Source organism: Deinococcus sp. YIM 134068 (assembly GCF_036543075.1).
GTDB lineage: Bacteria > Deinococcota > Deinococci > Deinococcales > Deinococcaceae > Deinococcus > Deinococcus lichenicola.
In genome coordinates, this window is record NZ_JAZHPF010000003.1 from 129,860 (window position 1) to 143,680 (window position 13,821).

The following is a 13,821-nucleotide window of genomic DNA, read 5'->3' on the forward strand; positions in this document are numbered from 1 at the left end:
GCTCTCCTGCGAAGGGGGAATGGGGTCCCTTCGCCCGGAGAATGCGCGCCGATGCGTGACCGCCCCATGACCGCCTTCCAATTGAAAAGAACAGGCCCCGAAGCGTGCCCTTTCCAGCCTGAGCGGCGGACCATTTTTTGCCGTCTGACAGCGGTTTTACATCCTCTCGCCCGCCGTGTTAGCCTCCCCTCCAAGCACAAGGAGGCCGGGCCGATGACGAGCACGCTGATGGAGGGCTTTCTCCCCTTCGAGCATGAACCCTATTTCGCCTTTGGGCGCGAGGACGTGGCGCAGGCACAACGGGACGCTTACCGCATGGTCCGTGAACGGGACGTGGGCCGGACGTTCCCCCTGTACCTCGGCGGCGAACGGGTGGAGGGCGGCGAGACGTTCAAGGTCCGCAACCCCGCCGACACGCGCGAGGTCGTGTGGCACTTCCCGAGGGCGACGCCGGAGCAACTGGAACAGGCGGTAGCGTCGGCAAAAACAGCCTTCGAGACGTGGCGTTTCTCTGACCCCATGCAGCGGGCGACGATCTTCAAGCGGGCGGGCGAGTTGCTGCGGGCGCGGCGCATGGAATTCAACGCCGTCATGGGCCTGGAGAACGGCAAGAACTGGGCCGAGGCCGACGGAGAAATTGCCGAGTGTGTGGACCACTTCGAGGTCTTCGCCCGCGAGACCCTGAAATGGGCGCAGGGCAAGCCCGTCTACCCCCTGCCCGGCGAACACGTCACGACCGTCTACGAACCCATCGGCGTCGTCGCGGCTATCAGCCCGTGGAACTTCCCGGCGGCAATTCCGCTTGGGATGGCGCTGGGGGCGCTCGCGGCGGGGAATACGGTGGTGTGGAAGCCCGCGTCCGAGACGCCGCTGAGCAGCCTCCTCCTCGTCGAACTGCTGTTCGAGGCGGGGTTGCCCCGCAACGTCATCCAGTTCATGACCGGGACGGACGAGGTGCTGGGCGATCCGCTGGTGGACCACCCGGACATTCGGATGATCGCCTTCACGGGCAGCAAGGAAATCGGCTGCCGCATCATGGAGCGGGCGGCGCGGGTGCAGCCGGGCCAGCGGTGGCTCAAGCGCGTCATGGCCGAGATGGGCGGCAAGGACCCGACGGTGGTGTGCGCCGACGCCGACCTGGACGCCGCCGCCGTGGGCATCGTGCAGGCCACCTTCGGGTACGCCGGGCAGAAGTGCTCCGCGTGCAGCCGCGTCATCGCGGAGGAGGTCGTGTACGGCGAGTTGCTGGAGAAGGTCGTCGCGCTCACGCGGGAACTGGAGGTCGGGTTGCCGGAGGAGAACGCCCCGCTCGGTCCTGTCATCCACGAGGGGAGCGCGCGGCGAATCCTGGGCTACATCGAGAACGGGAGGAGGACGGCCCGCCTCGTCCTCGGCGGGAAGCGGGCGGAGAGCGGGGAGCGCGAGGGCGGCTACATCCAGCCCACGATCTTCGCGGACGTGACGCCGGACGACCCCCTCTTCCGGGAGGAAATCTTCGGGCCGGTGCTGAGCTTCACACGGGCGCGCGACTGGCGGCACGCGATAGACCTCGCCAACGACTCCGAGTACGGATTGACCGCCGCCTTCTACAGCCGCGACCCCAGCAAGATCGCGGAGGCACGGCGGCTGATGCACGTCGGCAACCTGTATATCAACCGCAAATGCACGGGGGCGATGTCGGGAACGCACGCCTTCGGTGGCTACGGCCTGAGCGGCACGAACGCGAAGGTGGGTGGGCCGGACTACCTCTTCTGGTTCGTGCAGACGAAGACGGTGGCGCAGCGGTACTGACAGCGGTGGCCCCATGAATTGAAGGGAAGACCTTCAATCTATGGGGTCCGAGCGGAGCGAGAAACCGTAACCGGAGCGGTCGAAGTGGAGTTGATGGGTGTGCTTTCCTCCCATCAACGTAACGGAGTACCGCGATGAGTCAGGTGACGGACGCCAGCCACGCCCGCGCCTCTTCCTCGGTGTGGACGAAGCGAATCCAGCCGTGGGTTCTGTGCTCGTAGGCCAGCTCCGCGAAGCGTTCGCCGTGGGCCGAGGGGTCGGGCAGCACGAGCGCGACCCGGACGCGGTAGTTCGTGAACTTCTGGAACGCCTCACCCGCCAGCCCACTTTTCAAGCGGAAGAACTCGGGCGAGAGGTCGGCCTCGGTGAGAATCAGCCCGTCCAGCCCGTAGGTCGCGCCGATCACCTCCAGCACGTCCGGCAGTGTGCGGAGGGCCACGCCGAGTTCACCCGCCGTCCTGATTTGAGGGGAGTCCGTGGTCATACGAGACGTTAGCAAACCGCGCCCAGCCGCCCGCACCCCCTTCTCTGCGAAACTACCCCCATGACCGACCCCACCGACCGAAACGAGCGTGCCCAACTCGCCTTCGCCCGGCTGCTGCCCAAGCTCTTCCGGGGCGGGCAGGCGTTCGTGGGCGTGGAGGCGTCCCTCAGCGGGCTGGACGCGGAGACGGCGGCGCGGCGACCGGAGGGGCTGCCTCACAGCGTCGCGGACCTCGTGGTGCACGTGAACTGGTGGAACCGCTGGATGCTGGACGTGATCGAGGGCGGGCGGGCGATGCCCTACCCGAAGCACGCGGCGGACACCTGGCCCGAGGTGACGGAGGGCGACTGGGCGCGGGTCAAGGCGGAGTTCTACGAGCTGCTCGCCCGCATCGACGCCCACGCCGCGCGGCCCGATCTCGCCAGCCCGGTCAACCACGAGGAGACCATCGGGGAGCTGCTGGCCGACTTTGCGCTGCATACGGCGCACCACTTCGGACAGGTGGTGACGGTGCGGCAGGCGCTCGGGGCGTGGCCGCCTCCGGGGGGTGGGGACACGTGGTAGGGGAGCTTTCAGCAGTCAGCGATCAGCCGTCAGCTTTTGGGAAGGCCGTCGGGAACCTATTTAGCGGGGGTCCGACGAATGTCTCATGGGCGCGGGCGCTGGAGGGGCTGGGGGCGGAGGAGGCGGGGCGGGTGCCGGAGGGGTTGCCGCATTCGGTCGCGCAGATTGCCGCGCACGTGGCGTTCTGGCAGGACTTCGTGTTGGAGGAGGCGGGGGGAGGCACGCCCGTTCGACCCGCACACGCGGCGGGCGGGTGGCCGGAGCCGGGCGACTGGGAGGAGACGCGAACGCGCTTGCTGGACGGGCAGGCGCGGCTGCGCTCGCTGACCCGCGACCCCGCCTTCATCTCCGGCGTGACGCGCGAGGGGCACCCGTGGGCCGCCCTGCTCGCTAACTTCGCGGGGCACGGCCTGTACCATCTCGGGCAGGTGGTGACGGTTCGGCGGGCGCTAGGGCTGTGGCCGCCGCCGGGTGGGGGCGACACGTGGTAGGGGAGCGGCCAGCTTCCAGCGACCAGTTGCCAGCGGTGGACCTGGGCGGGGCGCTCGCCGTCACCGAACTCAACGCGGGTGATTCCAGCCGGGCCTCGCACGTGTGGCGGGTGGACCTCTCGCGGGGGCCGGTGATCGTGCGGCGGGCGTGGTGGACCGTGCCGGAGGTGAGCGCGTTCATGCTGGGGCTGAATCGGCTGTTCGGAACGGACCCGCGCGACCTGGGGATGACCTCGGCGGCCTACACCCGCTGGCGGGAGGTCGGGGCGTGGGTGGTGCCGGAGACGCTGGGGCTGACTGAGTTTCGGGGCAATCCGGCGCTCGCGGTGGAGTTCGTGGATGGTGAACCTTCCCGTGACCTGCACGACGCGGACGCGGCGGAACTCGGTCGGCGGGTGGCACAGGTCCACAGCCACACCTCGGACATGTTCGGGGACGTAATGGGCCGCGCTCGCCGTCCGGTGGCCGACTTTTACCCTTCCGCTCTGCACGTCATCCGCGAGGTAACGGCCCACTTCGAGCCGGAAGCGTGCACCTCCCACTGGCCGGAAGTCGAGGCTGCCTTCGCCTCCGCACCCTCACCCACCCGAGCCATACCGATGCTGCTCGACTGGCACGGCTCGCAGTTCGTGTGGCGTGACGGGCAACCCTTCGCGCTCGTGGACGTGGAATCGTCGGCCCTCGCCCCGCCCGAACTCGACCTGTGCTTGTGGGAACTCCTCCTCACGCTGGAAGGCGCACAGAGCTTCCGCGCCGGGTACGCCGAACGTCTCCCCTTCCCCGACCTCGGCCCACACCGCGCCGCCTGCCGCCTCATCCTCCGCGCGCTGGAGGTCGAGGGATCGCCACCCCTGCGAGACTGGCTCGCCCTCCCACCCCTCTTTTCCCCAATTCCTAACGACTAACCCCTCACCCCTTCCTCCCGAAAGGCCCCATGTCCCCCACCAGCGCCGTCTTCTCCCGCTCCCGCCAGACCTACCCCACCGCCGTGCGCGGCGAGGGCGTGTACCTCTACGACGAAGGGGGACGGCGCTACCTCGACGGCTGCTCTGGCGCACTCGTGGCGAACGTCGGGCACGGGCGGGCGGAGGTCGGGGAGGCGATGGCGCGGCAGGCGCGGGAGTTGCCCTTCGTCCACGGCTCGCAGTTCACGTCACCCGTGTTGGAGGAGTACGCCTCAAGGCTGCTGACCTTTCTGAACCTGCCCGGCTTCCGGCTGTGGGCCGTGTCGGGTGGGTCGGAGGCGAACGAGAGCGCGATCAAGTTGGCGCGGCAGTACCACGTCGAGCGCGGGGAGCCGGGGCGCTACCGGGTGGTGACGCGCGTGCCGAGCTACCACGGCGCGTCGCTGGGGGCACTCGCCGCAAGTGGGATGGGCGCGCGGCGCGAGTTGTACGCCCCCCTGATAAACGAGGCCGCGTGGCCCAAGATGCCGAGGCCCGACCCCCGACTGAGCGGTGAGGACGACGCCGAACGCCTGCGCGCGGTGCTGGAGGCGTGCGGCCCTTCGAGTGTCGCCGCCTTCCTCGCCGAGCCGGTCGTGGGCGCGTCGGACGCGGCGCTCGCCCCGAACGCGGGCTACCACGCGCGGATTGCCAAGATTTGCCGCGAGTACGGCGTCCTCTTCATCGCCGACGAGGTGATGAGCGGGATGGGGCGCTGCGGGGCACCGCTCGCCGTCCGCCTCCACGACGACGTGACGCCCGACCTCGTGGTTCTCGGCAAGGGCCTCGCCGCCGGGTACGCACCGCTGGCGGGCCTCGCCGCAAGTGGGCACGTGTACGACACGGTGATGAACGGTTCGGGGGCCTTCAAGCACGGCTTTACCTACGCGGGCCACCCCGTCAGCGCGGCGGCGGGCCTCACGGTGCTGGACATCGTGGAGCGGGAGGGGTTGGTGGAGCGGGCGCGGGTGCGGGGCGAGCGGTTGCTGGCGGGCCTGCGGGAGCTGAAGTCACGTCATCCGGTCGTGCTGGAGGCACGCGGGCACGGCCTCCTCCTCGGTCTGGTTCTCGGCGACCCAATGACAGGTGAGGCGTTCGAGACCCCCGGAGTGGCCGGACGTGTGGCGGCGGCGGCCATGCGGCGCGGCCTGATGACCTACCCCGGCAGTGGCGCGGTGGACGGAACGCGCGGGGACCATCTGCTGCTTGGCCCGCCCCTGACAGTCACGGACGCCGAGGTGGACGAGTTGCTGAACCTGCTCGACGGGGCGCTGGGGGACATGAGCGGCTGAGCGTCACCCCTCCGCCTCCCGCCGCCGCGCCCGCTCCTCCAGAAAGGCGCTCATCCCATCCGGGAAGAGAGGAAATTTCAGGGCCTCCAGCCAGGAATCGCTCAGGGGATGCCCGCTCTCGCGGAACCGGGCGACGGCCCGCCCCCGGTCGTACCCGGCGCGCCGAAATTCCACCCCCGGACTGAGCAAGGCCCACACGGCACCGGGCGGCCTGCCGAGTGGACGCGAGAGGTGGCCCGCGCTTCCCGTCCCCACCACGTGAACACCGCCCACCAGGCGGTCGAACGCGACGAGTTGGCCGCAGATCACGACGCGCTCCTCCACCCCCGCCAACACGTGCCCCAGCCGCTCCTCCGGGGTCAGCGGCGTGAGGATGTCCCCGTCACTGCGGGGCGAGCCGTGGCAGAACAGCACTGGCCCCAGCCCCTCCACGTCCACCGTGAGGCACCCCGGCAGGGCGGCGAGAAAGTCGCGGTGCCGCCGCTCGATCTGCCCCGCCTCCCACTCCAGCCCCCAGAGATCACCGGGGGACAGGGAGTCGCGCGCCGTGCCGTGATCGTAGAACTCCACCAGGTCCCGCTCGGCGTCGCCGCGAAGCCATAGGGCGCGGCCCCCCAGCGAGAGCAGCAGGTCCAGCGTCTCGCGCACGAACAGGCCGCGAGCCACGCCCCCGCAGATCAGGAGCCGTTCGACGCCGAGGCGCTCCACCTCCTCCAGCACGGCCTCCAGCGCGGGCAGGTTGCCGTGGAGGTCGGAGAGGACGGCGAGGGCCACGGCCTACCGCCGCCGCTGCTCCGCCCGCACCAGCCGCACGAACTGGGCGAGGCGGGGGGCACGGTTCCAGCGTTTGCGGTCGAGGCCGACGCGCCACAGGAACTCCACCCCGAGCCTGCGCGTCCACGCCGGGGCGAGGTCGGCGGTGCCCGCCAGCACGTCGATGACGCCGCCGCAGCCGATCAGGACGGGGGCATTCAGGACCTGCCGCCAGTACTGGTTGAACGTCTCCTGCCGCCCGCCGCCCATCGCCGTGAGGACGAGGTGCGCGCCCGACGCCCCGACGAGTTCCGCGACGCGCTGGTCCTCGGGGAGGTCGAAGTAGCCGTGGTGGACGCCCGCGACCTGAATTCCGTAGTCCCGCACGGCGTTCTGCGCGGCCCGCTCGGCGACGCCCGGCTTGGCCCCGAGGAAGAACACGCGCAGTTCCGGGCCGTGCCGCGCCATCAGTCCCCGCACGAGGTCGTAGCCGGGGGCGCGGGGCACCTCGCGGCGGTGGAGCTGCCGCGCCGCCCACACGATGCCCACGCCGTCCGCCGTCACGAGGTCCGCCGCCTGCACCGCCGCCGCATAGTCGGGTCGGCCCTGCGCCTGCACGATGAACTCGGGGTTGAGCGTCACGACCGTGTGGGGGGAGCGCGGCGCGCGGAACATCCACTCGCCGAGGCGGTCGAGCGTTCCCTCCAGCGTGATCACGTCCAGCGGCAGATCGAACAGGGTGAGGCGCTGGGTCGCTGCGGATGGGACGGTGGGCGTGGGTCGGGCCATGCGTGGCGGGGATTGTAACACGGGGGTGGGCGGTCTTCCCAGCTTCGAGGGGGGTTCTTCCACCAGCTCCCCCCAGCCACGCCCCCACTTCCAAAGTGCGGTGTGGCACACTAAACCCCATGATGTCGGGTGCATTCGGGGCGCTGCCGCAGGAGACGCTGGCGCAGGTGATGGCGGCGGCGCGGGTGGGCCGCTGGGCACGGGGCGGGCTGCTCTTCCACCCCGAGGACGCGGCGGAGACGCTGCACGTCCTCACGCGCGGCAGCGTGCGGCTCTACCGCCTGGGGTCGGGGGCGCGCGAGGTCACGCTGGATGTCCACGGCCCCGGCACGCTGCTGGGCGCGGCGGCGCTGCTGCCGGGCGGGCAGTACGGCATGTACGCCGAGGCGATGGACGACACCGAGACGCTGATGCTGGGCCGCGAGACCCTGACCCGCCTCACGCGGGCGCATCCGGCGGTCGGCGTGGCCCTCACCGAGCAGATGACCCGGCAGACGCGCGGCGTGCAAGAAAGGCTGGCCGGGCTGGTCTTCATGGAGGTCTCGCAACGGCTGGCGCTGGCGCTGCTGGCCCTCGCCGAGCGGGAGGGTCCCTGGCCGGAGGGCGGCGTCCTCGCCCTGCGCGAGCGCGTCTCCCATCAGGACCTCGCCCACGCCGTCGGCAGCACCCGCGAGACGATCACCAAGCTCCTCGGCGACTTCCGGGCACGCGGCCTGCTGGACCTCGGCTACCGCCGGATCATCCTCACGGACAGGGCGGGGCTGGTCACGGCGTCGCGCGAGCCGTTACGGTAGGGGTGAGTGGGCTGACAGAAGGCGGGGCGTTTCGGAGCGTGTTCACGAGGTTGCTCACCAATTCCCGGTGAGACGAGAAGCCCTCTCTTTTTGCTCCTCCCCCCTTGTGGGGAAGGTTGGGAGGGGGCGGGCACGTCGTCCCGGCGCACTTCGTCGGACATGAGGCCCTTCTTGAAAGAAATGCGGGGAAGTGTCGCGCGCACGACAGCCCATGGGGACATGAGCCAACGGGTACATGCGCCCTCCCTTTAGCCCGCGTGAAGACGCCACCCGAGCGGCCCGTGCTCTAGGCTGAGGCTGATGTTCAAGGCGGCGAAAGGTTCATGACCACGAGGAGCATCGCGGCGGCGTACCGGGCGGGCGACCTGCCCGGCTTCTTCCGCTGGCGGGCGGACGATCTGGAGGGAGCGCGGCGAACGGAGAGGCCCGACGTGGACCGCGTGGCCCTCGCGGACGCCCTGCGCGCGTATCACCGCGACCTCGGGACGCTGGACAGGAATGTGGAAGCGACGCTCACCCGGCTCTCGCACCCGAACTCGCGCGTCGTCGTGACCGGTCAGCAGGCGGGACTGCTCACCGGCCCGGCGTACAGCGTCCACAAGGGGGCCGACGCCGCCCTCCTCGCCCGGCACCTCGACCGGGAGGATGCGCCCGTGGTCGCCGTCTACTGGGTCGCCAGCCAGGACCACGACGCGGCGGAGGTCGCCTCGACCACCCTGCTCGACCACTCGGAGAAGTTGCACTGTCTGACGCTGGACGTTCCCCAGGGCGTGCCCGTGGGCCGGGTGCCGTGGCGGGAGGAATGGACGGCGGAGGTCCTGCGGCTCCTCGACGCCTTCGACACGGCCCCCGAATACCGGGCGGCGGTGCGGGCGCGGGTGGAGCGGGCGCTGGCGGGCGGCGGCAGCTACGCGGACGTGTTCGCCCGGCTGATCCACGGGCTGCTCGCCCCCGCCGGGCTGCTCGTCCTCGACCCCCTTCACCCGGCCCTCGCCGCCCGGATGGCCCCGACGCTGGCCCGCGAGCTGGAGCGCCCGCTCGACGGCCCCGCCCGCATCGAGGACGCGGCGGCACGGCTGATAGAGGTGGGCTTCGAACCGCAACTGCGCCGCCCGACGGGGGCGACGAACCTCTTTCTGGAGGGGGAGGACGGGCAGCGGCGGCTCCTCCGCTTCGACGGCAGGCGGTTTTCCACCGAGGCGCGCGCACACACGCGGGAGGACCTGCTCGCCATCCTCAACGCCGACCCCTCGCGGCTGACTCCGGCGGCGGGACTGCGCCCGGTCGTGCAGGACGCGCTGCTGCCCACACTCGCCTTCGTGGTAGGGCCGGGCGAGATTGCTTACGGGGCGCAACTGGCGGAGGTTTATGAGTTACACGGGCTGACCCAGCCGCTGCTATGGCCCCGCCTGAGCGTGACGTGGCTGGAGCCGAACGTGGCGCGGCTGCTGTCCCGGCTGAACGCGACCGCCGCCCAGGTGCAGGCTGACCCGGAGGGCGTGCTGGGGCGGGCGCTGGCCCGTGAGCGGGGGGCCGGAGCTGCTTCCACAGAACGGCTCGCCGCGCTGGACGCCGAACTGCGCGCCCTGACAGACGAACTCGCGGCCCTCGATCCCACCCTCGCCGGGGCCGCCGAGCGCACCCGCCTCCGCACGACGGCCCGTGTTCGGCACCTCCAGACCCTCGCCGTCCGCGCCCTCGCCCGGCAGGAGGACGACCGGACGCGGCAGCTCACGCGTCTGAAACGCCACCTGCTCCCGAACGGGGTGCCGCAGGAACGCGAGATGAACTTCCTAACCTTCCTGCTCAAGCACGGGGACGCGCCGCTGGGCAGGCTGCTGGACCTTCCGCCGGGGACGCAGGCGGAAGTGCCGCTCACGTAGGACGAGACGGCGGCGAGCCGACGGGGTGCTCGACCCACAGGTTCTCCTCCACGTATGTCCCCCGGTCCCGCTCACGGTCGATGTGGACCAGATTCAACGCCTCCGGCACGACGTAGCTGCCCGTGACGGGAAAGAGCATGTCCGTCCAGGCTTCCCATTCGGCCACGGTCCCCTCGATGACCATCGAACGCCGCGCGGGTCCGAGGATGCCCGCCCCCATCCGCTGGTGGGTGCGAATCCACGGGTCGATGGAGAGGCCGTCGGTGCGGGTCCAGCGGGCATACTCCGCCATCGGAATGTGGGGGGAACGATGTTTCCACGTCGGGCGAAGCGGGGCCACGACGCGTTCCAACCCTGCATCGAGGCCACGTTCAATCAGTGCCCGCAGAACCTGGGTCGCCAGTCCACGGCCCTCGTCGGTGGCCGCCACGGACGCGGCCATGAAGCTCAGGGTATTCGGTCGTCGGCCCGCCTCGTGCTCCCCGACCGACCGGATCAGCGCGTCGTCGTACCCCGTGGGCAGATCAACGACCGAGCCGTCCCAGGCGAACGGAACGCCCCAACCCCCGGCCACGACGCGGCCCTGCTCCAGCAGGAGAAGGCTGTACTCGGGGAAATACCGCTCGACCCTCCCCATGTACCTCGGCGGCACCTCGTCATGAAAGATGAACTCGGGCCACCCCTTACGGAAGGCCGCTCCCGCCCCGGCCATCAGGTCTGGTCGCCCGGAAGTCGTCACCACCTGCATGGGGGAAGGCTACGCGAGACGGGAGCCGGGTGGGGACGGTTTCAACGCCTGGTCAGGCTCAGACGGGGATCGACGTTTCGAGCGGAGAACACGGCTGCTCTCAGACCGTCACCGACTCGGGCACGCCCACCCATTCCACCCGCACGCCCTGCGCGGCCAGCCAGTCGTTCACGCTGTAGCGGGCCTGGGCCAGACCGGAGACGACCTGCCGGGCGGCGGCGACCGCATGGTCCACCTCCACCGCGCCGATGAAACCCGCCCCGTGTGCAGCGAGGAGTTCGTCGGTGTCCACGATCTCGGCGGCCATGCCGTCATGCACGATCACGTCGAGGTAATGGTCACGCACCGTCCAGAGGTCGCCGTCCCGCGTCACGGTGGCGATGTCGATGTAGTAGTCATGTTCGCGGGGGCCGTGGAAGCTGTAGCGGCACACCTGCACGCCCAGCGCGGGGAGAAGGTGGGCCTGCCAGTGCCGGATGCGCGGGTGAGCCACGAAATCGCGGGCGACGAGGAGGCCGTGGGCGTGTTCGCGGTAGGTGTGGACCGGGCGAACTCCCGTGTTCGTGTGGTGTTGCCGCCGCTCCACGTCGTGCCGCTCGATTTTTACGGGTTCCGCCGCGCTCATGCGCCATCGTAAGGGGGCACGCCCGCCGGGGAGCGTGAACATCTTGGCAGGCGGGGTTTCATGAAGTATGGGTAATAGATGAGCTAACCAGTGCCTCTTACACGACGGGCAGCGCGGGCAGGAGGTCGAACCCCTCCGGCACGAAGAGGCTTCCCTCGGTGGTGCCCTGGTCGGAGAGGGCGCGCAGGCGGTCTTCCAGTCCCCGCCCGTTCAATTCGCCCGCCAGGAAGGCGCGGTGGGCGCGGACGACCTCGCGCACCTCCTGGGGCGTCTCGTGGACGAATTCGAGGCGGAAGTCGCGCAGGCCCGCCGCCAGCCACTCGCCCAGGTGAGCGCCCGCCACCTGCGGACGGCCCTCGAACACGGTGTTGCGGCAGCCCACGTCGGCGAGGACGGGGTGAGTCCGGCCCCGCTCGTCGCGCAGGGCGACGCGGTGGGACTCGCAGGGGTGGCCGCAGTTCGTGTAGTCCGTGCCCGACGACAGGAAGCGGCAGAACACGCAGTGCTCGGTGTGAAAGACGGGGAGGTGCCCGTAGGCGACGACCTCCAGCCGCTCCGGGCCGACCAGCCCGGCCAGCTCGGTGATCTGCGCGGCGTTCAGGTCGTGGGTGGGCGTTACCCGCGTCAGGCCGAGGTCCAGCAGCGCCCGCGTGGTGAGGACGTTCGCCGCGTTGAGGCTGAAATCGCCCGTCAGGGGCGGGAGGTCCGGCGTGCCCTGCAAGCCCTCCAGCAGCCCGCCCGAGCGCACGAGCACCCCGGCCTTCAGCGACAGCAGGAACTTCTGGAGGTTCTGCTCCGTCGGCTTGAGGATGCGCGGGCTGGCGACGCGGACGGGAACGCCCGCCGCCCGCACGCGCTCCACGCTCGGCTTGAGGCCGTACAACTCCAGATAGTCGAGCGTGATGGAATCGGGCCGTTCCTCGATGGCCGCATCCAATTGCTCAGGAGTGCGGACGAGGAGGTGGAGGCGGGGGTGTGGCTTGTCGCTCGTGGCTTGTGGTGGGGTGGAGATGGCCTCGCGCAGCACGTCGTCCAACCGGGGTTGAATCCGGCGCTCGGGGGCCTGACCACGCAGCGCCGTCAACCGTTCCACCGCCTCGCGCCGCAGGGCGTTGAGGGCCGAGACGGGGAGGAAGCCGGGGCCGCCCAGGTCCGCCGTCAGCCCGGCGAGGTGGTAGCCCGTGCCGCCCAGCTTGCCGAGTTGCTCGGTGAGGGTCGCCCCGTCCAGCGCACGGTTCCGGGCGGGCTGGAGGGGGTCAGGGAGGGTTGCCGTGACGCTCCTCCCCCGCTCGTCGGTGAGGGTCAGCGTGGGCACCTCACCGACGTGGCCCCGGAAGTGGGCGGCGACGGGGCGGGTGTGAACGGGGTCGGAGGCTTCGAGGAGGGGCTTCACGCGGGCGGCGAGACCGGGGTCGTGGGTGCGCCACACCGGGTCGCCCACCCTCACGCGGGCCGGGTCCACCGCGCCTCGCCCGAAGCGGAGTTCGGCGGTCTCACCGGGCCTGACCGTCTCCACCTGCCGCCCGCGCTGCCACAGGCCGTACAGGAAGCCGCCCTCCTCCCGGCCCTCCGGGGTGCGCCAGTTGGCGGGGTCGAACACCAGACCGTCGCCGGGCTTCACCTCCCCCGACAGTTCGACGAGGACGCCGCGCTCGGTGATCCCCCGCACGGTGCCGACGCGGACGCCCCGGTGCCTCGGTGCCCGGCCACGGACGACCTGCTGATGGTTCGTCCCGCTCAGGAAGTGGGGGCCGAGGCCGCGCGAGTAGACCTGCTCCAGGTCGCGCTCCTCGTCCGGCGTGACGGAGAGGGGCAGGCCCGCCCACGCCTCGTCCACGGCCTTACGGTAGGCGGCGGTCGTCAGGGCCACGAAGTCGGCGTCCTTGTAGCGGCCCTCGATCTTGAGGCAGTTCACGCCGAGGGCTACGAGGTCGGGCACCTGATGGAGCGCGTACAGGTCGCCGGGAGAGAGGAGGTAGCGCGCGTCGCCGAGGTCGCGCCTCACTCCGTCCACGAACAGCTCGTAGGGCAGACGGCACGCCTGGGCGCACTGGCCCCGGTTCGCGCTCCGCCCGCCCCACGCCTCCGATGAGAAACACTGCCCGGAGTAGCTGACACACAGCGCCCCGTGGACGAAGGTTTCCAGCTCCACATCGGTCTGCGCGGCGATGCGCCCGATGTCGCGCAGGCTCAACTCGCGGCCCAGCACGACGCGGCTTGCCCCGAAGCGGCGGGCGAGTTCGGCCCCCTCGGCGGAGGTGATGCTCATCTGCGTGGAACCGTGGATGGGCAGGTCGGGGCAAATCTCGTGCGCCAGCCGCGCGACCCCGTGATCCTGCACGATGATCGCGTCCACCCCCGACTCGGCGAGGTGGATGAGCTGGCGCTCGGCCTCTCGCAACTCGCGGTCGAAGACGAGGACATTGAAGGTGACGAAGCCCAGCACGCCGCGCCCATGCAGCGTCCGCATCAGGTCGGGCAGTTCCTCGTTCGTGAAGCCGACCTTCGCCCGCGCGTGGAACGCCTCCACCCCGAAGAACACGGCGTCCGCCCCCGCCTCCACCGCCGCGCGCAGTTGCGGCCAGCCACCGACGGGACTCATGACTTCGGGTTTCACGCTCTCTCTCGCCATAAACGCGCCAGTCTATCCGAAGGAGTCGGAG

13 protein-coding genes are annotated in these 13,821 nt (G+C 70.6%); 7 read left to right on the forward strand and 6 right to left on the reverse strand.

Going from position 1 to position 13,821, the window contains the following annotated elements; all coding sequences use genetic code 11:
* Positions 1–213 precede the first annotated feature (213 nt).
* Complete coding sequence (locus V3W47_RS04985) at positions 214–1,791, forward strand: L-glutamate gamma-semialdehyde dehydrogenase (RefSeq protein WP_331824077.1); 1,578 nt, start codon at positions 214–216, stop codon at positions 1,789–1,791.
* A 139-nt stretch (positions 1,792–1,930) separates the two neighbouring features.
* Here the strand turns inward: V3W47_RS04985 and V3W47_RS04990 are convergent, their stop codons facing one another.
* A complete protein-coding gene (locus tag V3W47_RS04990) occupies positions 1,931–2,275 on the reverse strand; it encodes a DUF4180 domain-containing protein (protein WP_331824078.1) in 345 nt (114 codons plus the stop codon).
* A gap of 60 nt (positions 2,276–2,335) precedes the next feature.
* Here V3W47_RS04990 and V3W47_RS04995 point away from each other — a divergent pair, with 60 nt between their 5' ends.
* From V3W47_RS04995 to V3W47_RS05010, 4 genes are read left to right on the forward strand one after another with little or no spacing between them, the layout of a single operon-like run.
* Positions 2,336–2,839, forward strand: coding sequence for a DinB family protein (locus tag V3W47_RS04995; protein WP_331824079.1), 504 nt, complete (start codon positions 2,336–2,338; stop codon positions 2,837–2,839).
* A complete protein-coding gene (locus V3W47_RS05000; protein WP_331824080.1) occupies positions 2,833–3,330 on the forward strand; it encodes a DinB family protein in 498 nt (165 codons plus the stop codon). The genes V3W47_RS04995 and V3W47_RS05000 overlap by 7 nt, the downstream gene beginning before the upstream one ends.
* Positions 3,324–4,235, forward strand: a complete 912-nt coding sequence (locus V3W47_RS05005; RefSeq protein WP_331824081.1) for an aminoglycoside phosphotransferase/kinase family protein — start codon at positions 3,324–3,326, stop codon at positions 4,233–4,235. The genes V3W47_RS05000 and V3W47_RS05005 overlap by 7 nt, the downstream gene beginning before the upstream one ends.
* A gap of 29 nt (positions 4,236–4,264) precedes the next feature.
* Positions 4,265–5,566: an aminotransferase family protein gene (locus tag V3W47_RS05010; RefSeq protein WP_331824082.1), complete on the forward strand. Its 1,302-nt coding sequence runs from the start codon at positions 4,265–4,267 to the stop codon at positions 5,564–5,566.
* A 3-nt stretch (positions 5,567–5,569) separates the two neighbouring features.
* Here V3W47_RS05010 and V3W47_RS05015 read toward each other — a convergent pair whose 3' ends face one another.
* A complete protein-coding gene (locus V3W47_RS05015; RefSeq protein WP_331824083.1) occupies positions 5,570–6,340 on the reverse strand; it encodes a metallophosphoesterase family protein in 771 nt (256 codons plus the stop codon).
* Between the two features lie 3 nt (positions 6,341–6,343).
* Complete coding sequence (locus V3W47_RS05020; RefSeq protein WP_331824084.1) at positions 6,344–7,108, reverse strand: WecB/TagA/CpsF family glycosyltransferase; 765 nt, start codon at positions 7,106–7,108, stop codon at positions 6,344–6,346.
* A gap of 119 nt (positions 7,109–7,227) precedes the next feature.
* On the opposite strand from V3W47_RS05020, the gene V3W47_RS05025 reads away from it, so the two are divergent.
* Entirely contained in the window at positions 7,228–7,902 is a 675-nt protein-coding gene (locus V3W47_RS05025) for a Crp/Fnr family transcriptional regulator (RefSeq protein ID WP_331824085.1), read from the forward strand.
* A gap of 323 nt (positions 7,903–8,225) precedes the next feature.
* Positions 8,226–9,785: a bacillithiol biosynthesis cysteine-adding enzyme BshC gene (gene bshC / locus V3W47_RS05030; RefSeq protein WP_331824086.1), complete on the forward strand. Its 1,560-nt coding sequence runs from the start codon at positions 8,226–8,228 to the stop codon at positions 9,783–9,785.
* Here the strand turns inward: bshC and V3W47_RS05035 are convergent.
* The 3 genes from V3W47_RS05035 to V3W47_RS05045 all read right to left on the reverse strand — a co-directional run bounded on the left by V3W47_RS05035 (position 9,778) and on the right by V3W47_RS05045 (position 13,790).
* On the reverse strand, positions 9,778–10,533 hold the full coding sequence (locus V3W47_RS05035) for a hypothetical protein (RefSeq protein WP_331824087.1): 756 nt from the start codon (positions 10,531–10,533) through the stop codon (positions 9,778–9,780). The two genes, bshC and V3W47_RS05035, sit on opposite strands and share 8 nt — an antisense overlap.
* A 100-nt stretch (positions 10,534–10,633) precedes the next feature.
* Positions 10,634–11,158 (reverse strand): DUF402 domain-containing protein, encoded by a 525-nt coding sequence (locus V3W47_RS05040; protein ID WP_331824088.1) that lies wholly within the window; start codon positions 11,156–11,158, stop codon positions 10,634–10,636.
* Between the two features lie 97 nt (positions 11,159–11,255).
* The gene (locus tag V3W47_RS05045) at positions 11,256–13,790 is read right to left on the reverse strand and encodes a U32 family peptidase (protein WP_442877205.1); all 2,535 of its coding nucleotides are present in this window, start codon (positions 13,788–13,790) and stop codon (positions 11,256–11,258) included.
* Positions 13,791–13,821: the final 31 nt, after the last annotated feature.

Excerpts from the sequence above, each read along its gene's own strand:
- V3W47_RS04985 (WP_331824077.1), top strand. The coding sequence starts at position 214 with ATGACGAGCACGCTGATGGAGGGCTTTCTCCCCTTCGAGCATGAACCC.
- V3W47_RS04990 (WP_331824078.1), bottom strand. The coding sequence starts at position 2,275 with ATGACCACGGACTCCCCTCAAATCAGGACGGCGGGTGAACTCGGCGTG.
- V3W47_RS04995 (WP_331824079.1), top strand. The coding sequence starts at position 2,336 with ATGACCGACCCCACCGACCGAAACGAGCGTGCCCAACTCGCCTTCGCC.
- V3W47_RS05010 (WP_331824082.1), top strand. The coding sequence starts at position 4,265 with ATGTCCCCCACCAGCGCCGTCTTCTCCCGCTCCCGCCAGACCTACCCC.
- V3W47_RS05020 (WP_331824084.1), bottom strand. The coding sequence starts at position 7,108 with ATGGCCCGACCCACGCCCACCGTCCCATCCGCAGCGACCCAGCGCCTC.
- V3W47_RS05025 (WP_331824085.1), top strand. The coding sequence starts at position 7,228 with ATGATGTCGGGTGCATTCGGGGCGCTGCCGCAGGAGACGCTGGCGCAG.
- bshC (WP_331824086.1), top strand. The coding sequence starts at position 8,226 with ATGACCACGAGGAGCATCGCGGCGGCGTACCGGGCGGGCGACCTGCCC.
- V3W47_RS05035 (WP_331824087.1), bottom strand. The coding sequence starts at position 10,533 with ATGCAGGTGGTGACGACTTCCGGGCGACCAGACCTGATGGCCGGGGCG.
- V3W47_RS05040 (WP_331824088.1), bottom strand. The coding sequence starts at position 11,158 with ATGAGCGCGGCGGAACCCGTAAAAATCGAGCGGCACGACGTGGAGCGG.
- V3W47_RS05045 (WP_442877205.1), bottom strand. The coding sequence starts at position 13,790 with ATGGCGAGAGAGAGCGTGAAACCCGAAGTCATGAGTCCCGTCGGTGGC.